Origin of the sequence: Microcystis viridis FACHB-1342, from assembly GCF_014698335.1 — a bacterium.
Lineage (GTDB): Bacteria > Cyanobacteriota > Cyanobacteriia > Cyanobacteriales > Microcystaceae > Microcystis > Microcystis ichthyoblabe_A.
Map to the genome: position 1 here is coordinate 12,543 of NZ_JACJSV010000005.1, position 25,240 is coordinate 37,782.

Annotated in this window: 27 protein-coding genes and 2 pseudogenes; 12 read left to right on the forward strand and 17 right to left on the reverse strand. The window is 42.9% G+C overall.

All coding sequences use genetic code 11. The features are described from left to right. Positions 1-36 precede the first annotated feature (36 nt). A complete protein-coding gene (lepB, locus tag H6G40_RS02965) occupies positions 37-1,134 on the reverse strand; it encodes a signal peptidase I (protein ID WP_002734848.1) in 1,098 nt (365 codons plus the stop codon). Positions 1,135-1,391: 257 nt separating this feature from the next. Here lepB and H6G40_RS02970 point away from each other — a divergent pair, with 257 nt between their 5' ends. From H6G40_RS02970 to H6G40_RS02980, 3 genes are all read left to right on the forward strand, one after another. Further along, positions 1,392-2,051 (forward strand): glutathione S-transferase family protein, encoded by a 660-nt coding sequence (locus tag H6G40_RS02970; protein ID WP_002734265.1) that lies wholly within the window; start codon positions 1,392-1,394, stop codon positions 2,049-2,051. Next, positions 2,052-2,348 carry a hypothetical protein gene (locus tag H6G40_RS02975; protein ID WP_002733251.1) on the forward strand — a complete coding sequence of 99 codons (297 nt, stop codon included), beginning with the start codon at positions 2,052-2,054 and terminating at the stop codon, positions 2,346-2,348. Positions 2,349-2,497: 149 nt separating this feature from the next. Then, a complete protein-coding gene (locus tag H6G40_RS02980) occupies positions 2,498-3,118 on the forward strand; it encodes a chorismate lyase (protein WP_069475563.1) in 621 nt (206 codons plus the stop codon). Between the two features lie 32 nt (positions 3,119-3,150). Here H6G40_RS02980 and H6G40_RS02985 read toward each other — a convergent pair whose 3' ends face one another. Next, the gene (locus H6G40_RS02985) at positions 3,151-5,190 is read right to left on the reverse strand and encodes a hydantoinase/oxoprolinase family protein (RefSeq protein ID WP_069475562.1); all 2,040 of its coding nucleotides are present in this window, start codon (positions 5,188-5,190) and stop codon (positions 3,151-3,153) included. 84 nt (positions 5,191-5,274) lie between these two features. On the opposite strand from H6G40_RS02985, the gene H6G40_RS02990 reads away from it, so the two are divergent. Next, on the forward strand, positions 5,275-6,282 hold the full coding sequence (locus tag H6G40_RS02990; protein ID WP_069475561.1) for a Gfo/Idh/MocA family protein: 1,008 nt from the start codon (positions 5,275-5,277) through the stop codon (positions 6,280-6,282). Positions 6,283-6,628: 346 nt separating this feature from the next. Here the strand turns inward: H6G40_RS02990 and H6G40_RS02995 are convergent, their stop codons facing one another. The 6 genes and pseudogenes from H6G40_RS02995 to mazE form a co-directional block, all read right to left on the reverse strand. Beyond that, positions 6,629-7,042, reverse strand: a complete 414-nt coding sequence (locus tag H6G40_RS02995; protein ID WP_002758126.1) for a type II toxin-antitoxin system VapC family toxin — start codon at positions 7,040-7,042, stop codon at positions 6,629-6,631. Beyond that, positions 7,039-7,314 carry a hypothetical protein gene (locus H6G40_RS03000; protein WP_069475560.1) on the reverse strand — a complete coding sequence of 92 codons (276 nt, stop codon included), beginning with the start codon at positions 7,312-7,314 and terminating at the stop codon, positions 7,039-7,041. The genes H6G40_RS02995 and H6G40_RS03000 overlap by 4 nt, the downstream gene beginning before the upstream one ends. A gap of 279 nt (positions 7,315-7,593) precedes the next feature. Further along, entirely contained in the window at positions 7,594-8,604 is a 1,011-nt protein-coding gene (locus H6G40_RS03005; protein WP_002775122.1) for an adenine-specific methyltransferase EcoRI family protein, read from the reverse strand. A 37-nt stretch (positions 8,605-8,641) separates the two neighbouring features. Beyond that, positions 8,642-9,478: pseudogene (locus H6G40_RS03010) on the reverse strand (EcoRI family type II restriction endonuclease). A 381-nt stretch (positions 9,479-9,859) separates the two neighbouring features. After that, a complete protein-coding gene (locus H6G40_RS03015) occupies positions 9,860-10,231 on the reverse strand; it encodes a type II toxin-antitoxin system PemK/MazF family toxin (RefSeq protein WP_069475559.1) in 372 nt (123 codons plus the stop codon). Next, positions 10,224-10,448: a type II toxin-antitoxin system MazE family antitoxin gene (gene mazE / locus H6G40_RS03020; RefSeq protein WP_002746763.1), complete on the reverse strand. Its 225-nt coding sequence runs from the start codon at positions 10,446-10,448 to the stop codon at positions 10,224-10,226. Before mazE ends, H6G40_RS03015 begins: the two co-directional genes overlap by 8 nt. A 175-nt stretch (positions 10,449-10,623) precedes the next feature. Between mazE and H6G40_RS03025 the strand changes: the two genes are divergently transcribed. After that, positions 10,624-10,782: a hypothetical protein gene (locus H6G40_RS03025; RefSeq protein WP_176721688.1), complete on the forward strand. Its 159-nt coding sequence runs from the start codon at positions 10,624-10,626 to the stop codon at positions 10,780-10,782. A 462-nt stretch (positions 10,783-11,244) separates the two neighbouring features. Here the strand turns inward: H6G40_RS03025 and H6G40_RS03030 are convergent, their stop codons facing one another. The 3 genes from H6G40_RS03030 to H6G40_RS03040 all read right to left on the reverse strand — a co-directional run bounded on the left by H6G40_RS03030 (position 11,245) and on the right by H6G40_RS03040 (position 14,213). Beyond that, positions 11,245-12,483 carry a DnaJ domain-containing protein gene (locus tag H6G40_RS03030; RefSeq protein ID WP_069475557.1) on the reverse strand — a complete coding sequence of 413 codons (1,239 nt, stop codon included), beginning with the start codon at positions 12,481-12,483 and terminating at the stop codon, positions 11,245-11,247. A 20-nt stretch (positions 12,484-12,503) separates the two neighbouring features. Beyond that, positions 12,504-13,175 carry a hypothetical protein gene (locus H6G40_RS03035; protein ID WP_141705486.1) on the reverse strand — a complete coding sequence of 224 codons (672 nt, stop codon included), beginning with the start codon at positions 13,173-13,175 and terminating at the stop codon, positions 12,504-12,506. A 237-nt stretch (positions 13,176-13,412) separates the two neighbouring features. After that, on the reverse strand, positions 13,413-14,213 hold the full coding sequence (locus H6G40_RS03040; protein ID WP_002753877.1) for a beta-carboxysome assembly protein CcmO: 801 nt from the start codon (positions 14,211-14,213) through the stop codon (positions 13,413-13,415). Between the two features lie 213 nt (positions 14,214-14,426). Between H6G40_RS03040 and H6G40_RS03045 the strand changes: the two genes are divergently transcribed. The 5 genes and pseudogenes from H6G40_RS03045 (at position 14,427) to H6G40_RS03065 (ending at position 18,176) form a co-directional block, all read left to right on the forward strand. Then, positions 14,427-15,506, forward strand: a complete 1,080-nt coding sequence (locus H6G40_RS03045) for a RuBisCO accumulation factor 1 (protein ID WP_069475555.1) — start codon at positions 14,427-14,429, stop codon at positions 15,504-15,506. Between the two features lie 219 nt (positions 15,507-15,725). After that, a complete protein-coding gene (gene csaB / locus H6G40_RS03050; RefSeq protein ID WP_069475554.1) occupies positions 15,726-16,763 on the forward strand; it encodes a polysaccharide pyruvyl transferase CsaB in 1,038 nt (345 codons plus the stop codon). Between the two features lie 235 nt (positions 16,764-16,998). Then, positions 16,999-17,304, forward strand: a pseudogene (locus H6G40_RS03055) (IS30 family transposase); the annotation flags it as partial. A 177-nt stretch (positions 17,305-17,481) separates the two neighbouring features. Next, the gene (locus H6G40_RS03060; protein ID WP_238142312.1) at positions 17,482-17,712 is read left to right on the forward strand and encodes a DUF3352 domain-containing protein; all 231 of its coding nucleotides are present in this window, start codon (positions 17,482-17,484) and stop codon (positions 17,710-17,712) included. Positions 17,713-17,858: 146 nt separating this feature from the next. Beyond that, a complete protein-coding gene (locus H6G40_RS03065; RefSeq protein WP_002732025.1) occupies positions 17,859-18,176 on the forward strand; it encodes a 2Fe-2S iron-sulfur cluster-binding protein in 318 nt (105 codons plus the stop codon). 83 nt (positions 18,177-18,259) lie between these two features. Here the strand turns inward: H6G40_RS03065 and pyrG are convergent, their stop codons facing one another. Continuing rightward, entirely contained in the window at positions 18,260-19,900 is a 1,641-nt protein-coding gene (gene pyrG, locus H6G40_RS03070) for a glutamine hydrolyzing CTP synthase (protein ID WP_069475568.1), read from the reverse strand. A gap of 240 nt (positions 19,901-20,140) precedes the next feature. Here pyrG and H6G40_RS03075 point away from each other — a divergent pair, with 240 nt between their 5' ends. Further along, positions 20,141-20,494, forward strand: coding sequence for a hypothetical protein (locus H6G40_RS03075; RefSeq protein WP_069475553.1), 354 nt, complete (start codon positions 20,141-20,143; stop codon positions 20,492-20,494). Between the two features lie 54 nt (positions 20,495-20,548). Here H6G40_RS03075 and H6G40_RS03080 read toward each other — a convergent pair whose 3' ends face one another. From H6G40_RS03080 to H6G40_RS03100, 5 genes are read right to left on the reverse strand one after another with little or no spacing between them, the layout of a single operon-like run. Then, on the reverse strand, positions 20,549-21,319 hold the full coding sequence (locus H6G40_RS03080; protein ID WP_069475552.1) for an ABC transporter permease: 771 nt from the start codon (positions 21,317-21,319) through the stop codon (positions 20,549-20,551). 12 nt (positions 21,320-21,331) lie between these two features. Then, positions 21,332-22,540: an ABC transporter substrate-binding protein gene (locus H6G40_RS03085; RefSeq protein ID WP_069475551.1), complete on the reverse strand. Its 1,209-nt coding sequence runs from the start codon at positions 22,538-22,540 to the stop codon at positions 21,332-21,334. 4 nt (positions 22,541-22,544) lie between these two features. Beyond that, positions 22,545-23,327 carry an ABC transporter ATP-binding protein gene (locus H6G40_RS03090; protein ID WP_069475550.1) on the reverse strand — a complete coding sequence of 261 codons (783 nt, stop codon included), beginning with the start codon at positions 23,325-23,327 and terminating at the stop codon, positions 22,545-22,547. After that, complete coding sequence (locus H6G40_RS03095; protein WP_190537262.1) at positions 23,324-24,439, reverse strand: acyl-CoA dehydrogenase family protein; 1,116 nt, start codon at positions 24,437-24,439, stop codon at positions 23,324-23,326. Before H6G40_RS03095 ends, H6G40_RS03090 begins: the two co-directional genes overlap by 4 nt. A 12-nt stretch (positions 24,440-24,451) precedes the next feature. Beyond that, positions 24,452-24,982, reverse strand: a complete 531-nt coding sequence (locus H6G40_RS03100) for a DUF4242 domain-containing protein (protein ID WP_042790421.1) — start codon at positions 24,980-24,982, stop codon at positions 24,452-24,454. 112 nt (positions 24,983-25,094) lie between these two features. On the opposite strand from H6G40_RS03100, the gene H6G40_RS23620 reads away from it, so the two are divergent. Continuing rightward, a complete protein-coding gene (locus H6G40_RS23620) occupies positions 25,095-25,226 on the forward strand; it encodes a hypothetical protein (protein WP_272072007.1) in 132 nt (43 codons plus the stop codon). Positions 25,227-25,240: the final 14 nt, after the last annotated feature.

Genomic DNA, 25,240 nt, shown 5'->3' on the forward strand with positions numbered 1-25,240 from the left:
CCCTTGAAGACAGTTGAAAATCAATAGTCATCCCCATCATAGCAAAGACTGGACACGATCGAGAGGCCAGTAAACTTTATAGGCTTGACCAATGATATAACTTTCCGGCAAAAAACCCCAAGCATGGGAATCAAAACTATGGTTACGATTATCTCCCAAAACAAACAGATTTTTTGGGGGTACAGTCATAAATTCTATTTCATAATTGCCCAACTCGGCGGTGTAGGGTTCCTCGATAACTTGCCGGTTGAGATAAACTTTACCCCTGCGGATTTCAATGGTATCTCCGGCAATAGCGATGACTCGTTTGATAAAAAAATCTCCAGAATTAGGATCTAGTTGCCTAATTTTTTCGGGAGTTCTAAAAACAATTATATCGCCTCTTTCCGCTTGATAATTACCAGATTGACTGACGAAAATGCGATCACCTACTGCGAGGGTAGGTAGCATGGATTCGCTCGGAATCTGGAAAAATTCTATTCTTTGATGTAACCAATCGGGAAAATAATTACAGATAATTCCCCAAGTAAAAATTGCTGCCACCATCAGCGCCAAAATGGAACGATAGGTGTGACGATGGGGATGGAATTGATGGGGGAAAGTGTGATAAACATGATAAATAGCGATCACTGTAACTAAAGGGGTAAGAAAGAGGATATTGGTGAAAAAATGATCCATTTTCAGGCTAATCTGGGATATAGTCAGAAAAATTATCCCTAATCTCACCTTATCAGCGTACAATTGCCCCAAACCTGGCATAATCCGGTTAGCGAAGACGGCAAACCATGGGTTTTTTTGTTTCCGGGGAATTTTCTCTAAGCTGTTATTCTGTCTGGAATCATAAACAGTCCAGTGAGCGTCAAAAATATTGCTAATGTAAACGATAACCAGAGCAACTATTCCCCCTAATCCCCAGCTTACAGGGCCATTGGGGCTAAAAATTGACCAAATTGTCACAATTATTAATATTACTTGAGCGATCGCCCAAATGGTTGCTTTTTGGTTTTTGTTAGCATACCATTGTCCCAAACCGGGGAAAAACATCGAGAGATTGACCGCTAACCAGGGATCTTTTGCTTGTGAATTAGTCGCATAAGGACGAGAAACAGCCGAAAAAAGGGAGGGTTTGCTCATAGTATATATTTATTGGCAATTCAGTAATCAGTAAACAGTAATCAGTAAACAGTGATCAGTAATCAGTGAAAACACATTAGGAATAATACTGCTCCCTTAATACATACTGCTCACTTAAAACTCAAATCTGATAACTGATAACTGGTAACTGTTCACTTAAAACTCAAATCTGATAACTGATAACTGGTAACTGGTAACTTAAAACTCAAATCTGATAACTGATAACTGATAACTGCTCTAACAACCAATAACAATTAATGCTTTTACTTCAATTTAGCACCTCTCATTACTGTCGCAAAGCTCGTTTAGCACTAGGTTATAAGGGGATTGATTACCAAGTAGAAAATCTCACCCCCGGACTACATATTCTCAAACTCAGTCCCCTAACTAAAGGGTTAACCACTGTCCCCGTTTTAATGGCAGCAGATGAGATTATTGCCGATTCTACTGCCATTTTCAGATATTTAGAAAAAGTAGTTCCTTTCCCCTCTTTTATTCCCGCTGGGGAAAAGGAGAAAAATCAAGCTTGGTTACTAGAGGATTGGTTAGATGAAAGTATTGGAGTAGCGACGAGATTTGTCTATTATGATTATCGCGCTGGAGAGGGAAAAGCGATCGATTCTTCCCTGAGTAGTCAAATAATTATTAAGATCGTGCGACAACAATATAAAATCACCCCAGCAAGGGTAAAACTAGCGGAAGAGCGCCTAGAAAATGCCCTCAAGATTCTAGAATATTGGCAAAATCAGCCCTATTTGGTGGGAGATAAATTAAGTGTAGCCGATATTGCCGCCACTGCCCTACTCAGTCCTCTGGCTCTAATTCCCAGTTATCGTCAAAAATATCCCTGGTTGTTTGCTAGAATCGGGGAAATTCATCAACAGTGTCGAGAAAAATTGCCCCCCGGTTTAAATTAAATGCAGCGAACGACAAAAATTATCATCCTCATCTCTATCGGTTTCTTATCGCCCCTAAAAGCCCTTGCTTTGCCCTCTCCTGAAGATATTCCCGAAGAAGTTTTACGAGCAGAAATTATCACCTCGGCTCGCTCGCCCCTTGATAATCAACCCCTAACTGCGGCAGAATATGCCTTACTAGAAGAACAATTAGCCACCAGCATTTATCCCCCCCAAATTAATCCCAAGATTCGACAATTAATTGCCCTTAGAAGATTACAAAAACTCCTCCAGATATTGATACCTTTCTATCGTTAAAATAAAAATAGTCAATCTCCTTTGGCGAGAGTGCATCTGCTAACCGAAAAATTTAGAGAGGATTGGCGTAGGGCGATCGCTTTTATCGCCAGCAGACAAAAATCCCGTGTTATGATTAATGAAAAAATCATAAAGTTTTGTAACAAACCTTGACTGCTATCCTCCACCCCCAAGAAAAGCCCCTGCTTAATCCTCCTTGGTACTCCCTGTCCCCTCTCTGGCAAGGAGACGAAACCAATGTTAAACAAGGTTTACCCCATAGTCAACTCGCGCCTCCTTGGCAGATTTTAATTCTCGGCGATGGTTCTCCCACCCGTCATTTACAACTTTTAACCGGTGAAAAAACGGAAGTGGATGTGATCGATATGTCCCCCATCGGCGACGATGAGGATGGCGCACCGATGAAAATTAGCCTGATTCCAGGACCGAGATTGCGTCGTCAAGTCTGGTTACGCACAGCCAGTGGTCAAAGGTTAGCCTATGCCGCTTCTTGGTGGTCCGCCAATCAAGTGGACGAATATCTAGAAAATCGTTCCCTACCGATTTGGGAAAGTCTCTCGCGGCTGCACACGGAATTGTATCGCGATGTGCAGGGACTTTATTACGGTCATTCCCCAGAATTAGAAATAGCTTTTGGGGAAAAAGGAGCATTTTGGGGTCGTCATTACCTATTTTGGCACGCTCGCCAACCCCTTACCCTGATTTACGAGGTTTTTTCTCCCTATCTCCGTAAATACCTCGGCGAAATGAGAATTGATCAGTTAGGTTAACTGCCGTAGATATTTCTATGTAGTTCAATTAGCTAATCTTTGGAGAGAATTAAATGATTTTTCTCCGTTAATTTTGCCATCCAACCCGGTTCGATCACAATCGTGCTAATTTTTTCGATAATAATTGCAGGTCCTGCCAGACAATCAAAAGGTTCCAGATCTGAACGCTGATAAATTGGCGTTTCCCGCCATTGATTAGCCATAAAAACCGCTACTCGATCGAGGATAGGAGGTAATTCTCCCATGGGACGGGTGCGAGTTAAAATTGCTTCTTGGGGACTGTCCATAGTCTGGATCAATTCCACGGCAATCGACTCAACAATTAAAGCTTTTTGTTCTTGTTTAAACCCATAACGTCTTTGATGTTCCCGTTCAAAATCCTGACGCATTTGATCGCTAAAATTAACCGCTAAAGTGGCATCACTGCCTTGATATTTTAAACTAACTTGCTGCCGCACCCGATTATAACCCTCTAATTCCCGACCCGCTAAAACTTCTAATTCGTTCATTTCCGGGAGTAACTCCCCGATTAAATCGGCATTTAACGGCTGTTCGATCGCTTTTTCTTTAATTACCCTCAAATCGGCCAAACCCATGCCGTAGGCGCTTAAAACCCCAGCGTAGGGATGGAGAAAAATACTTTTCATTCCCAGAGTATCGGCAATTAAACAGGCCACTTGACCCCCGGCACCGCCAAAGGTACAAAGAGTATAATCACTGAGATCATAACCCTTTTGTAGAGAGATTTTTTTAATCGCATTAGCCATATTTTCTACGGCAATTTGAATAAACCCCGCAGCCAACATTTCAGGACTATTATTACCCCCCATTATTGCCACCAATTCTTGAAACTTTGTCAGCACAATCTCTCTATCTATGTGTAAATTTCCCTCTTCTCCAAAAATAGCGGGAAAATAGGCAGCTTGAATTTTTCCTAACAAAACATTAGCATCGGTAATTGTTAAAGGTCCACCTCGTCGATAACAGGCAGGTCCGGGATTAGCTCCGGCACTTTCTGGCCCGACTCGAAAACGATAACCATCATAGACTAAAATCGAACCCCCACCAGCGGCCACGGTGTGAATACTTAACATCGGCGCTCGCATTCTTACGCCGGCAATTTCGTTATCTGTTTGCCGCTCGTATTCCCCTTGAAAATGAGAAACATCGGTGCTAGTTCCTCCCATATCAAAACTGATAATTTTACTAAATCCCGCCCTTAAACTGGTTTGTACTGCCCCAACTATTCCCCCCGCAGGACCAGATAAAATGCTATCTTTACCCTGAAATTTATCGGCTGTGACTAAACCGCCATCGGATTTCATAAATAGTAAGCTAGTTTTCGGTAATTGCTGGCTAATACTATCAACATAGCGGCGTAAAATTGGCGATAGATAGGCAGAAACTACTGTGGTATCTCCCCGGGATACCAGTTTCATTAAAGGACTGACTTGGTGGGAAATGGCTAGGTGAGTAAAGCCGATTTCTTCGGCAATGGCTGCCACTTGTTTTTCGTGGTCAGGATAACGATAACCGTGCATAAAAACAATCGCACAACTTCGGATACCCCCTTGATAAACTGGTATTAAATCGGCTTTAACTTGGGCGGGATTAACGGCGATTAATTCTTGTCCTTGACTATCGTAGCGTTCGGCCACTTCGATAACTTGTTCGTATAATAAAGAAGGAAGAATAATTTGACGGGCAAAAATATCGGGGCGATTTTGATAGCCAATTCTCAAGGCATCTTTAAACCCTTTGGTGATTAACAAAACCGTGCGCTCTCCTTTTCTTTCTAACAGCGCATTGGTGGCTACCGTTGTTCCCATTTTAATCACTTCGATGTTATCTAGGGAACCGCTAATATCTTTGATCCCTTGAATGACTGCATCTGGGTATTTTTCGGGATTTTCCGAGAGCAGTTTATAGAGAACAATCCACTGTTGATCGGCAAGGGGAACAATCAGAAATCTAGCGGCATCTCTAGCTAGTCGTTCAATAATTTCTGGTTGATCGATTATCGCCACGATATCGGTAAAAGTTCCCCCTCGATCGATAAAAAATTTTAACATAATCCCTTCTAGGTCTCAGAATCAATTAACAATTGTGCCTAATCCTTTTAAGATAAACTAGATTGATTTATCTGAGTAAGCAAAATGTCCACAGGAATCGCTATCTTAGGGGTAGGACGTTGGGGAGTGCATTACGTCCGTCATTTTTCTCAACATCCCTCAGCGCAAGTAGTGGCGATCGTTGATCCCTCCCCTGAAAAACTCCGTCTCTGTCGGGATCAATTTAATCTCGATACTAATAAAGTTATTTTAGCCAATGACTGGGAATCTATTCGCAATCACCCCGAAATCTCGGCTGTGGTCGTCGTTACTCCTGCCATTAGCCATTATCCCCTGATTAAAGATGCTCTTAATTTAGGTTATCACGTCCTCGCCGAAAAACCCTTAACCCTCAATCCCCAAGAAAGTGCTGAATTAACGGCATTAGCGGCGCAAAAACAGCGTATTTTATTAGTTGATCATACCTATCTTTTTCATCCCGCCGTTATCACTGGACAAAAAGTCCTACAATCCGGGGGTATCGGTAAACCTCTTTATGGTTATGCCACTCGCACCCACCTGGGGCCAGTTCGTCAGGATGTGTCCGCTTTGTGGGATCTAGCTATTCACGATATCTCGATTTTTAATCATTGGTTGAATAGTACACCAGTATTAATTCAGGCACGAGGAACGGTTTGGCTACAACCTAATCTAGCCGATTTAGTCTGGTTAACCCTGATCTATGGCGATGGTTTTCAAGCGACTATTCACCTTTGTTGGTTGAATCCCGATAAACAGCGACGTTTAGGGATAGTTGGCAGCGAAGGGACTTTAATTTTTAATGAATTAGACTCTCGATCGCCTTTAACCCGACAAAAGGGCGATTTTGAGCGTCAGGAAGCCTATTTTATTCCCCGGGGACAAGAGACGGAATCTATCCCTATTGCCGATGGTGAACCCCTAAAAGCATTGTGCGAACATTTTTTAGAGTCGGTGGCTACGGGTGTCGATTCTCCTGTATCTTCGGGATCGGTAGGGACGGAATTAGTCAAAATCCTCCAGGCAGCAGAATTATCTCTAGCCAGAGGTGGAGAGATCGTGCGCTTAGAATAGGGAAACATGGGATCGATAGGTAGGGTCTGCTGAAAAAGTTTTTCGTGGGGGTAGGGTGTGGGGTGTGGGGTGTGAAATATAACCTGATTTGCTATTGACGAGGAGTTTGTACGGCGTTAGATTTATTAGAGGTTTCCTTAATTTGTACCCAGTAAGAGGGTATCGGAAATTCTCTTAATCCCCCCTACAGCACAGGTTATGCCTTTTTGTCAACGGGGAAGTCCAGAACCCGATCGGTGCGTAGCGCGCTCGATCGCTAACGGATCAAATCAGCGACGGCATTAGAAAGCAAGCTCGGCAGCGACGAATTGCGACCGTCCGCTGCCACGCAGTGTTAGCTGGTGGTTCAAGGAAATAACTCAAAGTAATCGCAGTGACTTGGACGAATAATCGAAAAATCTCGGCGATCAAGTGTGTAAACGCGAGTAATAGTAAGCCTTTCAGCTATGGCAATGATCGCTGCATCTGTAAAGTCAAGCTGATTGTCAGCATATTGTTCCAATATCTCATGCACTCGTACCAAGTCTTCTGGGATTACAGGTTCAACTTGAACCGCATCAGGTGTCATACTGGATACAAAACGGCGCATTGCTTGGTGGCCTAATCTTGATGCAATCAGATAGCAGACCTCAGGCAAGACAACGACAGGTAGAACCAATGGCTCATTCACGCTTTGAGCAATAGCCAACACCCGCTGATGATTGCGATCGCCCTGATCGGTTAAGGCAAACAAAAAACTGGTGTCAAGTATCGCCGTCATACTGAATTGCTTGGGTTAAGATTCCAGCCGGACACCGGATCAATCTCATTGCCTAGAATCTCTTCATCACGTTCTGAAATATCCTGTTGACCAGAGTTGCCTAAACCTGCAACTGCAAGCAGAAAACTAGAAGAATGAGTGGTCAGTTCTCTTTGATAGGCTGCTTTATAGCGAAGATAGTCAAGAAAATTAGACAGTTCCACTAAAGCCTCATCAGGGAGAGCCTTGACTGCTTCAAGTAGCGGTTGCCGTTCTATAATGCTTCTATCCATTACTAAATCTTAGATTAGGACTTCTCCTATTTTACTCCTCAACTCAACGAACAGGCTCACTTACTAACTATCACAGCAGGTAACACCTGAATACAGTCCGCACAAATTGGCATGAAGTCAAAGATCACAGTTGGGGGTCTGCCGTCAACCTAACCCACCAGAGCGGCGTACTGCTACGCAGTGCCTTCGGCATCGCACTAAGTTTGGAGCATAACGATCGATTTCACCGACATTTTGGATCGTAGCGGAAAAATGTCAGGTACAACGATTTGTTATACATTATCTTTCTTTGTCAGTTAAATCAATATATTCAGTTTGTATTCGTTTATTCTTTATTAGTATTCTAAAATACGGACATTTCCCATTTACTGATAAATCTTTATCATCATTCCCTTTCCTGAATTTAATTATTTCAAATTGGTCGGGATTAAATTTATGCAAAAATGTTATTGGCACTCCCATATATCCCTTATAGTCTATTGGTATGTCTTGTGTTTTATTAATATTAATTCCATCATAATTGTCATATTTTGGATATTGAACTTCGTTGCCAAAATATCTTTTTGTAAGTTTTATATCTTCGTGCCGCTTAAAATTATCTAAATTAGTAAGCCATAAACAATTGTTCGGTGAGATTATTCTATTACCAGAGTTATCTATTCGAGTTTCTGTTCCATATAGTTCATAGTGTTCAGGTACAATAAAACCTGAAATACCTCTACCAAGATTTATTCCTAACCACGCCTTGTTTTCTTTAATAAGTTTGAAAATTTCTTTATAGGTTATTGCATTAATATTTCCAATTATCAAAAACTTTTTATCGTATTTAACCAATTGAGCTACATACTCTCTGAATAATGAAAATGGGGGATTGGTAACAACAATATCGGACTGCTTTAATAGTTCAATGCTTTCCGAACTACGAAAATCACCATCTCCATTAAAGTAAACTAGGTCAGTTGAACTTGGTTTGTTTTTTTCGCCTTCTGTACCTGTATATTCAAAGAAAAAACCTTTTTCATCTTCTTCTGTATTAAATAAATTTTTTACTTGCTCTCTATAACAAGATGTTATTATTTTTTTAAGACCTAATTCATTAAAATTTGAGGTAAAATAATTAAAAAAGTTACTAATTCGGGGGTCATCGCAATTGCAATAAACCACTTGATTTTCAAAATGACTTTTATAATGCTGTAATTCGCTTTCTATATCTGAAAGCTGTGTATAAAACTCGTCACTTTTTGATTTTTTAGCTTTTTGTAATAATTCGTTTGTTGCATTTCTTGCCATTTTCAACCTATTTTGATTTAATAAATCTTTGTTTTAGTTATTTACTTTTGGTTATCTGATTAAATATCTCACTGCCTAATACTTTAAGAGAGGTTTTAGAAATTTCAAGCATAATATCAAACATTTTTTTGACATCCCATTTTTCGCCATTTCCTTGTGTGTATATAGAAGTTGCTTGAAGCATAATTGTTTTATCTTTATGCTTGACAAACTTATTTTTACACAAATTGGTATTAATGAGCATTCCATAATTTGCAGAAGTTAACCTATCTAATCTATTTAGCGTTCCTGAATTTTATTCAATCGTTACAACCCTTCCATCGGGTCTTTTAATTGAAATAGTTTCTGTTAAAAAATTTGAGCCTTCTAGAAATAATACATAGGGAAAATGAGATTCAGATAACATCAAATTAGCGATTTCAGATATGTTTTTATGGGATCTTTCTATCGCATTACCAGCAGCCATCAAATCTTGATCATTTTTTGCTCCTACAAGTTTTCCTGCTTTGATGTTTTCAATGTCTTTCCCCTGATGTTTAGCTTCCGAAACTAAAACGATTCTCCAATTACCGTTATCATCTTTTACTTCTATTATTCCACCATCGGGTATAATACTTGAATTTGATACAAAAAGTGTTTGTCCTAATTCTGGGTCAATTTTCTTTAATGCTTCGTTTATTTCTTCTTTTTTTATGCTCGTTTTGTATTGAAAAGATAATTGAGGAAACTACTTTTCAAGCTGTTCAATTACAAAAAGTGAAATTTTTCCAACAGTTCTGTCGTGTGATTTTGCTTCATCTCCAAATATACCAACTACACCTTTAGACTCTTTATGTTGATTCGTTAATCTTTTTGATTGATTCTTTTTAGTCATATTGTGCCTTTTCTTTACTTAAATCTTCCACCTTCTGCTACAGATAATGTATGTATAACTAAAAATTATACACCAACTTTATGTATAACACTCTCCAGAGTAACGATATGGGTCAACTTTCGCTATTCTATTTAGGCGCAATCGCCAGAACTTTTCCCTATATCACGCCCAAAAGCGTGTTAGCCAGATTAGCCCACATCGCACTTTAACCCACAGCTTCAATCAATGTGCATGGTGCGTTCCCCAAAATTGATCGCTGGAGCAGTAGGAGCCACATTATACCATTTTTCTTTATTCGCGTCACAACGAATGCAGGCTTGGCAAGCATTCGAGCGTGGATGTCTGTCATGGATTTAGAAATTTGGTATTAGGGAACGCACTCTACGGCGATAGGGATTTGCTGAAACCGAGCTCAATACATACTGCTTTCTCTATTTCTTCCCAATAAACGTCTTCTAAAACACCCTGTTTATTCTTAATTCTTTGAGAATCTACAGCCCTCATTTGACTTAAGTTGATGTGTCGATCTCCGTCTAGTCCATTCTGCACTGTCGGTGTAATATTGACAACAAAAGGATAAGTCCTTTTCCCGGGCAACAATGGAGCAACTACTGTCGTTGTTCCATTTTGATTGCCAATATCGTTTTGTAAAATCAGGCAAGGACGTTCTTTATCGGTTTCATGACCAACAACGGGTTTCAGATCGATCCACCAGATCTCTCCTCGTTTATAGGTTAGTCTTCCATTAGGCATTTAGACCGTCGCCCACTGCAATATCCCAGACAGAGATTTCTGCTTGCATCTCTGGATCATTGGCCTGATCTTTATAAGCGTCTTCTAGCTCTTTCATAAAAACCCTTCTTTTCTCTTGCCAGAGAACATCATTTATAAAGCTGCTACGATTGCTTGCTAGTCGATCTACAAATTCCAAAACTTCGTCGTCTAAGGTTATGCTAACTTTCTTACTCATTGCCATAAACTGTTTACGACAGCCTGGTAGGATTAGATTATCATACTAACTAATCCTACATTAATTGTCAATGCCTGCCTCTGATCTGTAAGTAGATTGAAGGCCTAACGACATCTAGGGGTGCTACCCAGTGCCTTCGGTATCGCACTTTAACCCACAGTTTCAATCAATGTACATGGTGCGTTCCCCAAAATCGAGCGCTGGAGCAGTAGGAGCCACCTTAGGGAACGCACCCTACGGCGATGGCGATCGCACTAGCCCCGACCACCTGGCCATTCAACAACATGATGACAACCAAAATGGAACATTAAGCCTGAACCGACTATTCCTATAATTGCATTTGGTGATCTTATGCTAATGAACAATGTGAGACTAAAAAGCAGTATCCAACTTAGCAAAAAAAGGAACTGCTTCTTCACTTCTTCATTACTTTCACTCATTAAAAATAAAAAAGGAGATAATATGATGATCCATGCTATTTCTCGGAATAAGAGAAATAGTAATATAATTCCAATCAACGATCCCAAAGACAAGCTTTGCACAATCTGGTTAAATAGGCTAAGGTCTTTGTTGAAAAGGCTCCCAAGAAGACCAAGTGAGCATCCTATAATAAATAGGAAACTTTTAGGTGGTTCGGATTGCTGTGACATAATGTAGCTTAAATTAATACGAAGTGGCAGAAAAACGACTAAAGCCTTGAAAAACAAGACCCAGACTCAAACAGGTAATGGAAAAGAACTTCCTTACTTCCCAACGATTTTAGCCTAGCACAAGGATGCGCTTTTTATACCTAAAATTAGAAGGCTAAAACCAAAATAAGCAATACTAATGAGGACAAAATCCAGATACCAATCATTGCAATATAATCTACCTTTGCAATAGGAGCATCACTATTGCTATCTGTCCAGAATGAAAAAACATCATCTTTATCTGTTGAAGCAAGCAACTTTGCTGTTCGAGACTTATTTTTCTCATAATTTTCTTTAATTCCACTAATAATTTTTTCATAAATAATTGGGATCTGTTCATTCAACAAGGATACTACTTGGCTTTCAATAGATGTGATCTTGTCTTGAACAAGGGTAGCTGTTCTTTGCTTAAGATCACTTAGTTTCTCTCCAAAAAGACTACCAGCAAGAGATCCAATAAGAAAACCAGCAACAGCACCCCCTACACCTGCTTGCGAAGCACCAACAACAAGTCCACCCAATGCTCCCCGTCCTTGCATATCTTCCTGAGAGGTTTGAACATCAATTTTCACTTGAAATGATTTACTTACCAAAGCCATATGTGAAGTATTAAGCTCAAATGCTTGCTTTTTGGGAGTAAATGCAAAATTTACAGTTCTTTTGTACAAAAAGTAGCTACCAATGCATCCTATGACAAGTGTAGAAACACCTATAAAGTAATGCCCTAATATGAAAAAAAGAGTTAAAGAGCATAGATTAAGAATACCTCCAACTATAAGATGTCTTATTAAGAATGGGGAACGATACCAATTAGTGAGTTCACGATCTCGAAGTTCCTCATATGTATCTTTTAAAAAGCTATTGATCCAATCATCATATTCTTCAGCAAGCTTTGCAATATTGTCATTAAACCAAGAAGTCAATTCAAAAATATGTGAATTTATAATGCTTTCGATATCCTTTTCTATGTTCTCATAAAGTTTACTAGCCATCTCGTAGGAGGCTAACTTAATACCTGCTTCTTTATACAGAGATGAAATTATTTTCTCATACTTAGATTGAAATTCTTTTACTATATTTTCATATGCTCGATTGACAGAAGCAAGTCTTGTTTCTAGTTCTTCTTGATCAACTTCTTCTGCTATGTCCATATAATTTGAATCAAGAAAACGTTTTTTCAATAGTTCATAAGCTGCACTAATTTTTAGGAAGTACTTGGCATTTCCAGTTTCCTGAACATCTGGATGATAGATTTGCGCAAGCTTACGATAAGATGATTTAATCTCGTCTATGCTTGGGTTGGGAGATTCAATTCCAAGTAAATCTGCTGCTTCTGATAATTTCATAGTCTTTTAAGGAAATGAGTTTAATTACCTAATGCATTTTGAATTCTAGACAGCAATGCTTCAGCTTTAATATTGTTTTGAGATATCCTCTTCAAAGATAAAGCTAAACCAACTTGTTGAACTTCAGGCATCTGTTGCGACACAGCAAACAGGATTTCTATCGCTTCATTTGTAGGGTATTGTAGCAATTGTGCAGCTTTTTGGTGTGAACTTTTTGCTAGTTCCCACAAGGCAAGGATTTGTTCTTCATTTCTAATAGTTAATTCAAATACTTCTTGAACTGTACCATCAAGTGCAGGTAACAAATCAATCATGGTATTCAGCGCATCAATTGGTTCAAGCTTTTTAAGTTCTCTAACTGCTTCGGAAACCTTAGATACTAGCTCTTGTGCAGCCCCACGTTGACGATCCGCAATTTGCTTTTGTTCTCTTTGGGCTAAAACTCGAGGTCGTTCTATGAGACCATCATTATATCCCTCATTATATGCATCACGGCACTGCACATTTATTGCGTACATTTGTACCTGCATCTGTGACCGATCAGTGGGTGGAAAAATTATGTACTGCTTTCGACCCTCACCATTAAGGGCGTGGTTATACCCCAGTTGGTAATGATTTGCTGGTTTCATACCTTCGGCCACCTGACCGAGACCTTCTAAAAGGGCTTTTCCTAATTCTCCCCAAGCTCCCATAATTTGATCTCCCTTAGGATAATACGATCTTCCCAGCATTCTAGCGACGATTATTCGATCTGGCCGCACCTCTTGATAAAAATTTATAATTATTCGATTCGTTTAACTGTCGGGGGACTCTGTAAAGATTTTTTACCTGGAAATCCACACCCACCAACAAACTTTTTGCCGCAAACCCTAATTCAACCTTTTGCTCCTGTACTTTTAGCAGCACAGGAGCAAAGCTGAAAATAAAAATTAATAATTGTCCTCATCGGTGATAACTTCCACGGGAATCACTTCTTCTAACACTTTTTCCTGCATTTCTTGGCGACGAATCGGTATTTTGGTTTTTTCCAATTCTGGTAAAGCGACCAATTCCCGTTGTTTTTCCCGGACAGTATTGGGTAACAACATCGGTAAAGGTTCGGGAGTTTCTAACCAGTAGCTGGCCACCGGTAGAGTATGTTCTAAATCTTCCAATAAACGGGGAATAATCATCACCGCGTGCAGTTCACCGATTTTCTCTGCTTCCCGCATTCCCGCATCAATGGCTACGGCCACATTAGCGACGGAACCCCGGATAATGGCCGTACACAAACCATCCCCAATTGTTTCGTAGGAAGCTAACTGCACATCGGCCGATTTTAACATGGCATCGGCTGCTCCCACCATAGCAGGAAAACCGCGGGTTTCCAAGAGACCGATTGACATATTGCTCAGTTTGCTGAAACCCCGTTGACTTTGGGCAATTTCGGCTAAACGGCTACCAATGGGGAAAATTACCTCTAAATTGGGCATCGGTCGGGGAATAACCGATTTAGATACCAATTGTCCGAACTGTGCGGCGGTTTTTGCCCCTTCTTCCACTGCTAACCGCACATCGGCAATATTACCACGCACGATCGCCGTACAGTGACCACCGCCAATTTTTTCGTAACCCACGAGGGTAACTTCTGCCGATTTTAGCATCATATCCGCCGTCCCGACGATCGCCGGAAAGCTGAGGGTAGAGACTAAACCCAAGGCACTATCTTTGGGGTGACGCTTGGTTTTCATCGTCCTTTGACCGGGGTTAGTTGTGGACGAGGGGGGAATGCTTCCATTAACTCTTAATCTAGACATTGAAGATAAACTTGCCCTAACAGGTACGAAGGGGGTGATTGTCAGCTATCCTGTTACTATCTAGTCTATCCTGTTAACCTTAATTGCTATTGAAGATTTTTTAGGGATTAGATAAATTTTAGTTATTGTAGCTTGACCAAGTTGTCTATGACAGAACAGCCTCGCAGTACAGATGATCGAATCAGCGAAACGGAAGCGACCGAATTAATGCGCTCGCTGCTTCATAAGGAAGGAAATTGGGTGAATTGGGGGCAAAAATGTCAAAAACTGCAAAAAGCTGGCTACGATTCCCAGTTAATTTTTGAACAAACCGGGTTTCAAAATGCCCAACAAAATTTAATTATTGTCGCTGCCCAAGTTTTTGAGAGTTTAATCAAAGCGGGGGCAGCTGAAGATTTATTAAGTTACTACATCGGGCCGCGCAGTGATGTGCTATACGAATTACGGATTCTCAACCAAGAACAAAGATTGGGGGCAGCGAAATTAGCGGCAGAAAAAAGGATTGAGGTGGCCGAAGCACACGATATCGCCAAAGCTATCCAAGATTTTTCCCGTTTATCCCAGATTCCCAGTGAATTTACCCGTCATCCTGGAGATGCGATCGCTTATCAGTGTTGGAAACGGGGCAAACAAAAGCGGGATTTAGCCGAAAGAGCGAAATTAATCGCTAAAGGTTTGAAATTTGCCCATTCTGACTCGGCCAGACAGGCGATCGAGTCCTTACTACAAGATTTTACCGTTACTCCCTCCCGTAGCGCACCGTTGCTACCCGTCCATCGTTTACAGGATGAGGACGAATTAGCCAGAATTATCCCTTTAGTAGGAAGATTTCCGGTGACGGTAACTGATATAAAACACACAGAAAGTTTGAGCGTCGAGGAACCTTTTCGACTGGTAACGGTGGGGGATAAACAAACGATTGTGCCTCTCCCCGGTTGGCAAGCAATTCTCAAGGCGATCGATCCTGTAGCTATTTTATGGCCTAGTGATCAATTACCTCGATCGATTGCCACTAGGTCTGAGGAAGTGTTATTAGTAATCGATCGAGTTTTGGCCGAATGGGACGTGAACAATTATTATCTAGTGGAGAGGGATAATTCTGTCTCTTTACAATGGTTTGATAGTTCCCCCGATGTCACCATACTAGGTGAATTGATCTTGATTTTAAGAGCCAAAAATATCCTCGATGAAAACAACATCACCGAACCCTGGCAAATGGACGACTAAATCAGTGATCAGTGATCACTGATCACTGATCAGGTTTAAGCTATTAGTTATGAGTGGGAACAAGAAAATAGATATAGCAGTTTTCATCAGAATGAGGTATGAGCAAGGAGCTTAAACCCTTTGTTGGCAAAACTTGTCGATACCTCAGTAACGTGAAAAGCACTATAAACTGATAACTGATAACTGATAACTGATAACTGATAACTGATAACTGAATATATGCGTGCAGTAATTTGTGGATATTATGGGAGAGGAAACGGAGGAGATGAGGCATTATTAGTGTCTCTATTGCAGATGTTACCCTCAGCAATTAAACCTATTGTTTTGTCAAATAATCCCAAAGAAACCAGTCAACGTTATGGGGTGGAAACCTGTCCTAGTCGGGATTGGTGGCAAGTTTTTCAAACTCTTAAAAAAGCCGATATATTTATCTGGGGTGGTGGCAGTTTAATGCAGGATGTCACCAGTTTTGCCAGTCCAATTTATTACGGTGGTTTAATGGCTCTTGCTCAATTATTGGGCTTAAAAACTATTGCTTGGGGGCAGGGAATTGGACCATTAAATAGACCTTTTACCCGTTGGTTAACCAAAAAAGTCTTAAAACAATGTAGTTTAGTTAGTGTGCGCGATGATACTTCGGCTCATTTAGTCGCCAATTGGGGTATTAGTCCCATTGTTGCCCCCGATCCAGTATGGGCTTTAGAAGCTCAATCAGTCAAGGGGTTATCGGATTTACCCGCCCCAAGAATCGCCGTCAATTTACGTCCCCATCCCCTATTAACCCCAGCAAAATTAGATAAATTAACCCAAGCTTTAATTCATTTGCAAACCAGTACGGGGGCTTTTATTCTCTTAGTCCCTTTTCAAAAGTCGCGGGATTTGCCTCTCTGTGAAGCTGTAGCACGTCAATTAAGGGAAAATTATCAAATCATTAGCTTAGAGGATCCAAGACAGTTAAAAGGCTTATTTCGCGGGGTAGAAATGGTGATCGGAATGCGCTTTCATAGTTTAATTATGGCCGCAGCAGAAGATTGTCGTTGTTTTGCCCTTAGTTATGATCCGAAAGTGTCGCGATTAATTGCCGAAGTACCGATGCAGGGTTGGGAATTAGATCAGTTACCAGAAACAGTTAATGATATTAGTAATGCTTGGATTAATTTTTATGCCAATGGAGAGGGATTAACCAGCGATCGCAAACATTTTTTAATCGATCGAGCTTTAATTCATCGAGAAATTTTATCTAGATTGGTGAGCTAATTTTTATGTCGAGTGCTATTACCGAAGCGATCACGACTTCACGACTATTGCCCTGGGTGAGACAAGATTTGGCTCTACCGAACCTGTCATGTAAAACTATCAACAACTTATGCTTGTAAAGCTTGTACACTAAGGCTTTGAATTTTTGTTAGATTGATATTTATCAACTTTAGAGCATTGCTGTGCAGAGAGGGAGCTTGAGGAATTTTCTACAGTGTAAGTTCGGAAGAACCGAAAAAGAAAGAGTCGAAATGGAGCAAAAAGTAAGCGTGGAGAGATTCCAGGGCGTGTAGATATCAGCGAGCGACCAGCAATTGCTGACCAGAAAACCGAAATCGGTCATTGGGAAAGTGACACAATGATTGGAGGCAATCATCTAGGAGTTCTCGTTACATATATGGACAAAGCCTCGAAATTTTTAGTAGCAGGATTAGCCAAAAACAAAACCGCATCGGAAATCAATAGAGTCACAGAAAAACTTTTCCAAGAGATTCACCCTGACAAAAGAAAAACCTTTACTTGTGACAAGGTTAAAGAATTTTGGCTCTCCCAGGTTTGGTGGGTAAAATGTATTCTAAGATACATTCTCAAGAGCGAGGGGGTGGAACGAACCACAAAGACACAAAGGACACAAAGATCGATCGATCATAATGTAAGTTAAACTTATCACACAGAACCTAGAAGAGCCTCTCTAGCTTGATTTTCTCACCTTGAGTGTGTGACTGCTCACCTCTTTGTAATAAACCTACACCTGTCAGAACGGGTGATGGGGGTAGAGGTGGACAGTGCGATCGCTCATTTGGATGAGTTAGCCCGCAGTCGCGGCTATAATGTGGTTAAAAGGATGACAGCTTGGACAAAGTTAATCACGGCAGTCCCGGGAGGAAAAGCGCAACTAGAGACGCTCGTGACGGGAGTACATACCAGGGTCGATAATTTTTGCTTATAGAATCGTGAAATGCTTACTAGGCAACACTTTTAGGACTATTTTTGGAAAAAAACTATCAGTATAGACCTCGTTTCCACACAGAAACCAGAAGAGCCCCCAATCTAGAATGATAAAATAGGTGAAGTTCAAAGCATCATTCATTAGCTATGACCACAACCCACAAAGTAGAAATTTCTCATTTAGGAAAAATACAAACGATCGAAGTTAGGGAAGATCAAACTATACTACAAGCGGCCTACGATGCGGGGATTGACTTACCCAGTTCTTGCAATGCGGGCGTATGTACTACCTGCGCCGCTCAACTTTCCCAGGGTAGCGTCGAACAAGGTGAGGGCATGGGATTATCCCCCGACCTGCAAAAAGAGGGCTATGCTTTGTTATGTGTGGCCTATCCTCGCTCGGATATTAAACTGGAATCTGGCAAGGAAGAAGTAGTTTATCAACGTCAATTCGGGAAACCCTAGGCCAGACTGGGGTTAAGATGACAAATTTTCGGGGGTTTCCCCCCAAAAAAAACAAATTTTGAGCCAATAAAACCCAGCAAACCCTAACTAATAGCTGAATGCTGACTACTAAGGGAGAACTTTTCCTCTCTACCTTTGAGGGCCGCTTTCATGAAACCAGAAAAGAGAGGATGAGCTTTATTGGGACGAGAGCGAAATTCGGGATGAAATTGGGTAGCAATAAAGAAAGGATGTTTTGGTAGTTCGATAATTTCCACCAAACGACCATCGGGAGAAGTGCCACTCACCAGATAACCAGTCTCAAAAAAGAGACTACGATAGGCATTATTGAACTCGTAACGGTGACGATGGCGCTCATAGATAACCTCTTGACCGTAGAGGGAGAAAGCCAGACTATCGGGATTTAAACGGCAGGGATAGAGACCTAAGCGCATTGTTCCCCCTAAATCTACCACATCCGCCTGTTCTGGCAGTAAATTAATCACTGGATTCGGTGTATCCTCTTCAAATTCGGAACTATTGGCCCTTTCTAATCGGGCCACATTGCGACCCCATTCGATAATCGAACACTGCATCCCTAAACAGAGACCCAAGAAAGGAATATTATTGACCCTAGCATACTCGATCGCCTTAATTTTGCCATCCACACCCCTAATACCAAAACCACCTGGTACAACAATACCGTCAACACCGCTTAAATGAGCTTCGGCCGAATCGTTATCCACATCTTCAGCACTTACCCAACGCAATTCTATCTCGCTATCAAGGGCAATAGCAGCGTGTTTAAGGGCCTCCACCACCGAGAGATAAGCGTCCCCCAATTGCACATATTTACCAACGATAGCTATCTCTAATTTTTGACTAGGGGATTGCATCTGTCGGATGAGATTTTCCCACTCCTCCAGATGGGGGTATCGGGGACCCAGGTTTAATAATTCTAGGGTTTGTTGCGCTAATCCCTCTTTTTCCAGATTGAGAGGAACCTCATAGATACTGCTGGCATCCTGAGCAGTAATCACCGATTCTACCGGCACATCACAGAAAGCTGAGAGTTTTTCTTTTAACCCCGGTTGTAGGGGTAGATGACAACGACAGACTAACACATCCGGTTGAATACCGATCGATCTTAATTCCTTAACCGAGTGTTGCGTCGGTTTAGTTTTCATCTCCTTAGCGGCCGGAATCCAAGGAATTAGGGTAACGTGCATATAAACTACGTTATTTCGACCCACATCCTTCCTAAATTGCCTAATTGCTTCTAAAAAAGGCAAAGATTCGATATCTCCCACCGTACCACCAATTTCTGTGATGACAATATCGGGGTTGGTATCTTTGGCCACCCGGAGAATCCTTTCCTTGATTTCGTTGGTAATATGGGGAATTACCTGCACGGTTCCCCCCATATAAGCACCACGGCGCTCTTTATTCAATACCGCTTGATAAATCGAGCCAGTAGTCACACTATTGAGACGGGAGAGTTCCGTATCGGTAAAACGTTCGTAGTGGCCAAGGTCGAGGTCGGTTTCGGCCCCATCATCGGTGACAAATACCTCTCCGTGTTGAAAAGGACTCATTGTACCCGGATCCACGTTGATATAGGGGTCTAATTTCAGAATTGAGACGGAATAATCCCGACTTTTCAACAATCTTCCCAAACTAGCGGCGACAATTCCTTTCCCAATACTGGAGACAACTCCCCCGGTGACAAAGACAAATTTACTCATAAAATTCTTCCTGCGATCGATTATACCTAGCAAGGGGTGAGAGTTTTCGGGATGGGGCGGTGTCATTTTCCCAGATTTCATTATAACCGGAGGATCTATACCCCGATCCTCGTTTTAGCTCCCTCTCGAAAATCTATGGCACCACAGCTTCATCCCTCTTTGGTCACCTTCAACCCGATCATCTAAATTTTCCGCTACAATCGAGAGTACTAAGACTCAGGCAATTGTAAAGTAATATTAATGGTAGATTTTAATACCCTCGCTGAATTTTCCCGCAACTATTGCGTCTCGATTTGTGCCTTTTTAGTACCCGCTAACTTAGTAACCACCCTTTTAACGGTTCTTTTTCTCTATTTCGGTCGTCCTACCCGTCAAATCTTCCCCATTGCTTCCCTAGCTTTGTTGTTCGCCATCACCATGTTTCTCCACGTCGCCACCTGGTTGATGATTGGTGTGGTTATGGCCCCCACTTTTATCCTCTTTGGACTGGGTTTAACCTGTTTTGTGATCAATCTTCAAGCCATCAGCGATCGCCAAAGTTTGGAACAGTTATTACATACTGGGGTTAGTCGTCTGGCCCGCTCTTTCAACTAAGGAACAGCGCCAAGACTTCCCACTTCCCACTTCCCACATAGTTGAACCAATAGGCTAATCTTGATGCGTCCAAGAGCGATGAGCCAGACGCAAACCCCAATCGAGCAGATAACCAATCGCACCAATAACGAGAATCACTGCCATCAACTCTGAATAGGCGAGTCGATCGCGTGTATCGAGAATATAATAACCCAAACCCGCACTAACCCCCAGCATTTCCGCCGGGACAAGAACGATCCAGATAATACCTATAGCCAAACGGAAACCAGTTAAGAGATGGGAGAGGATCGCAGGCAGAATAATCTGGAAAACCGTTTCCCCTCGCGTAGCACAGAGACTGTGGGCTAAAGTCAACCAAGAGCGATCAACCGCATTAACCCCAGCAGCCGTATTGAGAAGGATCGGCCAGATGGCCGCCACCGTCAGCAAAAAATACACGGGTAGATCACCAATTCCCAAAACCATCACCGCTAAAGGCATCCAAGAAAGGGGCGAGATCATGCGTAGAAATTGAAATAGGGCCGACAAAGCCGATTCAAGGGAGCGATACAACCCGATTAATACCCCCAAAGGCACACCGATGGCACTAGCGAGAACCAAGCCCACAATAACCCGGCGGCAACTGGTGAGGATATGGGGCATAATCTCCCCCCCAACAAAAAGCTGTAATAAAGCGACAAAAGATCGCTCAGGGGAAAAATCATTTAAAATCGGGTTTGAGTGCCATAGAGGACTGGTAAATAGCCACCAGAGCAATAATCCAAAACCGATACCCCATAAGGGTAGTAAAGCTCTTGGCGGGGAGGTCAAAGATTGTGACTTCATAGGTTCGGACCCTTAAAATTTGATCGTCTCGATGCGGGAGAGATTATTCGGTAAGCCGAAAGCTTTCGGTCCGCCCACCTGTTGCAAGGCATTACGGACAAAAGAGTCATCCACGAGATCCCGCGCCACCTGTCGGGGTTGCAGTTTTTGGAGAAAATCCGTATTTCCTTCTACCTGAGTGGTTTTGAGCAAGCGTACCAGTTCCTCGGTATAGGAAGGGAAAGGATAGGGCTGGAAATCGATCCGGTTGACCTGCCAAGCTGGATTCTCGATCGCCCCGTCTTTTTTATAGAAATTGCGATCGTAGTAAGTAAGCGCCCGTTGCAATACCGGCAGCGGGTGAGGCGTATATTTTCCACCATCTTTAGAGAGAATCCGGGCCACTTCCGAGCGATTGCCCCGGGACCAGAGTTGGGCTTTAACGAGGGCGTTTACCACCTTCTGCGTCCATTGTTTCCGTTGCCTAATATCCTCCTCGTGAACAAAGACAACGCAACAGGCGTGATTCTTCCAGACATCGCCGGTGAAACGGAGAACCCTACCGGTTTTTAGATTTTCCGCCGCCGCGTTGAAAGGTTCAGCAACGATATAACCACCGATGCTCTTATTGGCGAGGGCTGATACCATATCCGGGGGCGGGAGAACCACTAGATTAACCTCGTTAGACGCGATCGGCGCGTCCTTGGCTTTGCGAACTATTTTCAGCCCGTTACGTTGTAAGAGTTGTTGCAAGACCAAATTATGAATCGAATACCAGAAAGGAACCGCGATCGTTTTGCCTCCCAATTCCCTGGGATTTTCAATATCGGGAAGGACGGTGAGGGCTGAACCGTTGGTATGGTTCCAAGCGACGATTTTAGCGGGGAAATTGCGCGCGTAACGAATCCAGATCGAGGTGGGGAAAAGAACGTGAATAACGTTCACCTGCCGGGCGAGAAAGGCTTCAACAATCTGCGCCCAAGAGCGGAATAGGCGCGGTTGTTCGGCAGTTAAACCTTCCGCTTGATAAAGTTTTCGCGAGTGGGCCACCAATAGGGGGGCGGCATCCGTAATCGGTAGATAACCGATTTTCACAGGCTGATCGTTGGCATTGGCGTTAACGGGGAGATTCCAATTATCGGCGGTGATCGCTGCCCCGAAGGAACTGGTAAACAGTGCCGAAAGTTTCAGGAAATCTCGACGGCTCATGCCGCAACAAGCACAATTATCGTGTAGGTTCATGGATTTACAGTGTCATGACAAGGGCTAATTCTTGAAAAATTGACTGGCGTAGATCACTCAAAAGCTTGGCTGACTCGAAACGGGGTTTCGGCATCGAGATGGTCCATTCTCGGCGGATGCCCACCGGATGACGGCCCATGAGAAGAACTCGATCAGCCACTAATAGGGCCTCGTCGATGTCGTGGGTAACGAGGAGAACCGTGCTGTTATAGAGAGCTATGACTTCTAGGAGGAGTTTTTGCATCTCGAAACGGGTGATCGCGTCGAGGGCGCTAAACGGCTCATCCAGGAGGAGGAGAGAGGGGCGCCGGGCGAGGACGCGGGCTAGAGAAACTCTCTGAGCCATACCGCCGGATAGTTGATGAGGATAGGCACGCTCGAAGCCCTCTAGTTTGACGCTTTTAACGGCGGTGTGAACCCTTTCGCGCAATTGCTGATGATCGAGGCGGGGCATCCGCTTTAATTTCAAACCAAAAGCCACGTTTTGCCAAACGGTTAACCAAGGTAAAAGGGCGGGGGATTGAAAGACGATCGAGCTGCGGATGTCTGGGGCTTGTAGGGGTCGTGAGTGCAATTGTATTTCTCCGCCATCGGCACTTTGCAAACCAGCGGCGGTAGCAAGGAGGGTAGATTTACCGCAACCACTGGCCCCGAGCAAACAAACCACCTCACCGGAGCGCACCTGTAGGTTAATATCCTCAAAAACGGTACGGTAGCCATGGCGGGTTTTATAGCGTTTGTGGAGATTTTTTAGGCTGAGGACGGGGTAATCAGTGGCGACGCTCATTCCCTCACCCCCGCTCGATCGAGTTCGCCAGGGAGAATTTTATCGCTAGAGGACTGACGTTGTAACTCTCTTTCTAGTTGAATCAGGCTCGGAGTTAACACCGGTAAAAAGGCGACCTCCCGCAGCCGTCGGGCCGTGTCGCTATTACGGAAATAGCCTTTTCCTCCCTTAATTTCCGCTTCTAACCCTACGGATTCCACCGCTAACCGGGTAATGTCCACTCTGAGGGTGAATAGTTGGCGTGTTCGTCCGAGATCGAAGCTTTCTAGGGTGCTGAATTGCTCGATTGTCTTTTCTAGACGAGTCAGACGCTCCCGGGCGAAGAAATAACGATCGCTGGCTACCGCGGCCTTTCCCCCTAAATTTTTCTCCGTCTCCCCAAGGGATTTACGCGTAATGCCAAGGGCCAGTCCGCATTGTAACAGCAAGAAACAGGGGCGGACTGAGGGTAAAAATTTTGCTGCTTCCAAGCTGATAATCCAGTCGTGAGATAACTGAACTCGATCGAATTCAAGGGTACTGGTGCGGGAAGCCTGTAAACCCAATAATTGTAGGTCTTCACCCCGTTTTAACCCTTTTGCGAAGGAGGGAAGGGCGAGGATAAGAGTTTCTCCCGATGTGGTTTGAGCGGCAACGGCTACTATGAATTCTCCCTTAGAGTCGAGGTTAGAGGCCCAGGGCAGGAAGCCATTAACAGTGACGTTTTCCCCCTCGATCTTTGCTTGTAAACGCAGCTCCTCGATACCGCCAAGGTACTTCATGGCGTTGGAGAGTCCTGTCGCCCCGGCGATCTCTCCCTTGAGAACAGCAGGTAGAATTTTGTTTTGTAGATAAGTGTTATTACTGGCGGCCAGATATTGGATGAAGACGCGCTGACACCAGAAAACAAAACCGGTGGTGAGGCAGCATTGGGACACAGAGGAGATCGCCTCTACTGCCTGTAATAAGGAGCCACCCCGGCCTCCTAAGCTTTCAGGTATAGCATAGCCGAACCAGCCCGATTCTCCTAGCTTGGTTAGGGCCGAACCGACGTTGAGATTAGCTGTACCGTTGTTGAGGTCAGTGGCTCTTTCTTCCAGAAAAGAAAGGATTTCGGAGCCTCGATCGAGCATAATTGTTCTCTCCTAGGGGTGAATATTTTCAATCGAGGTCAAACTATCTATAGGTGCGCCGACCACTTCTCTGGCTCTTTTTACCGCCGCTTCATCGGGACTATCGTAGAAACAGAGACATTTACTCAAGTCTTCGCAAATATATGTACGCTCGAAACTGACTTCCGGCACTTGAGCATAAAGGGGGGTTTTCTCCGCTTTTCGTTGCAGGTAAGTTTCCATCGTTAGCCCCGGGGGTAAATTCCACTGTACTAGATAGTTGGCTTTGTCTTTGTGCTCTCGCACAGTGGCTAAGTCCTGCCCAATCAAGCGCATTTCCTTGATTAGTTGCCAACTGAGCCCAGCGTTTTCTAGTACTTGTTCGAGGGAGGCGCGATCAATCGCTTTGATAATCAGGAATAACCGCCCCTCTGTTTCACCGATTAGGGCTTCGATTAACTCTCCCTGGGATTTTGATGCGACTGTGGCAATGCGCTCCAATATCTCGCTCACCTCTTCTTTTGTCCTTTCTTGTCGATCATCCTCTACTAGATATAGAGTCATAATTCATCTGAAATACATTTACGATACATTTGAGTTTACTGCCTTTGGGAAAAAAAAGCAATATTTTCAAGCACATCAAAACGCCGCGGCCAGAACCCTTGCCTTGGCTGATATGCGTGACCCGATTGATAACCGCCCTTATCTGGCTGAATTTTTTTCGGCCAAAGACTTGACAAACTCTAAAATTTTTGCTAACCTTGTAGTAGAATGGGAATTCGTGTCGGCCTACGAACCCTCTTTTTAAATCTTTCTCAAGAA

Excerpts from the sequence above, each read along its gene's own strand:
- csaB (WP_069475554.1), top strand. The coding sequence starts at position 15,726 with ATGCGTGCAGTAATTTGTGGATATTATGGGAGAGGAAACGGAGGAGAT.
- H6G40_RS03040 (WP_002753877.1), bottom strand. The coding sequence starts at position 14,213 with ATGAAAACCAAGCGTCACCCCAAAGATAGTGCCTTGGGTTTAGTCTCT.
- H6G40_RS03045 (WP_069475555.1), top strand. The coding sequence starts at position 14,427 with ATGACAGAACAGCCTCGCAGTACAGATGATCGAATCAGCGAAACGGAA.
- H6G40_RS03015 (WP_069475559.1), bottom strand. The coding sequence starts at position 10,231 with ATGCCTAATGGAAGACTAACCTATAAACGAGGAGAGATCTGGTGGATC.
- H6G40_RS03100 (WP_042790421.1), bottom strand. The coding sequence starts at position 24,982 with ATGACTCTATATCTAGTAGAGGATGATCGACAAGAAAGGACAAAAGAA.
- H6G40_RS02995 (WP_002758126.1), bottom strand. The coding sequence starts at position 7,042 with ATGACGGCGATACTTGACACCAGTTTTTTGTTTGCCTTAACCGATCAG.
- lepB (WP_002734848.1), bottom strand. The coding sequence starts at position 1,134 with ATGAGCAAACCCTCCCTTTTTTCGGCTGTTTCTCGTCCTTATGCGACT.
- H6G40_RS03030 (WP_069475557.1), bottom strand. The coding sequence starts at position 12,483 with ATGAAATTATCAGAAGCAGCAGATTTACTTGGAATTGAATCTCCCAAC.
- H6G40_RS03065 (WP_002732025.1), top strand. The coding sequence starts at position 17,859 with ATGACCACAACCCACAAAGTAGAAATTTCTCATTTAGGAAAAATACAA.
- H6G40_RS03080 (WP_069475552.1), bottom strand. The coding sequence starts at position 21,319 with ATGAAGTCACAATCTTTGACCTCCCCGCCAAGAGCTTTACTACCCTTA.
- H6G40_RS03085 (WP_069475551.1), bottom strand. The coding sequence starts at position 22,540 with ATGAACCTACACGATAATTGTGCTTGTTGCGGCATGAGCCGTCGAGAT.
- H6G40_RS23620 (WP_272072007.1), top strand. The coding sequence starts at position 25,095 with ATGCGTGACCCGATTGATAACCGCCCTTATCTGGCTGAATTTTTTTCG.
- H6G40_RS02985 (WP_069475562.1), bottom strand. The coding sequence starts at position 5,190 with ATGTTAAAATTTTTTATCGATCGAGGGGGAACTTTTACCGATATCGTG.
- H6G40_RS03035 (WP_141705486.1), bottom strand. The coding sequence starts at position 13,175 with ATGGGAGCTTGGGGAGAATTAGGAAAAGCCCTTTTAGAAGGTCTCGGT.
- H6G40_RS03005 (WP_002775122.1), bottom strand. The coding sequence starts at position 8,604 with ATGGCAAGAAATGCAACAAACGAATTATTACAAAAAGCTAAAAAATCA.
- H6G40_RS03000 (WP_069475560.1), bottom strand. The coding sequence starts at position 7,314 with ATGGATAGAAGCATTATAGAACGGCAACCGCTACTTGAAGCAGTCAAG.
- H6G40_RS03075 (WP_069475553.1), top strand. The coding sequence starts at position 20,141 with ATGGTAGATTTTAATACCCTCGCTGAATTTTCCCGCAACTATTGCGTC.
- H6G40_RS02975 (WP_002733251.1), top strand. The coding sequence starts at position 2,052 with ATGCAGCGAACGACAAAAATTATCATCCTCATCTCTATCGGTTTCTTA.
- H6G40_RS03090 (WP_069475550.1), bottom strand. The coding sequence starts at position 23,327 with ATGAGCGTCGCCACTGATTACCCCGTCCTCAGCCTAAAAAATCTCCAC.
- mazE (WP_002746763.1), bottom strand. The coding sequence starts at position 10,448 with ATGAGTAAGAAAGTTAGCATAACCTTAGACGACGAAGTTTTGGAATTT.
- H6G40_RS02970 (WP_002734265.1), top strand. The coding sequence starts at position 1,392 with ATGCTTTTACTTCAATTTAGCACCTCTCATTACTGTCGCAAAGCTCGT.
- H6G40_RS02990 (WP_069475561.1), top strand. The coding sequence starts at position 5,275 with ATGTCCACAGGAATCGCTATCTTAGGGGTAGGACGTTGGGGAGTGCAT.
- H6G40_RS03025 (WP_176721688.1), top strand. The coding sequence starts at position 10,624 with ATGGTGCGTTCCCCAAAATCGAGCGCTGGAGCAGTAGGAGCCACCTTA.
- H6G40_RS03095 (WP_190537262.1), bottom strand. The coding sequence starts at position 24,439 with ATGCTCGATCGAGGCTCCGAAATCCTTTCTTTTCTGGAAGAAAGAGCC.
- pyrG (WP_069475568.1), bottom strand. The coding sequence starts at position 19,900 with ATGAGTAAATTTGTCTTTGTCACCGGGGGAGTTGTCTCCAGTATTGGG.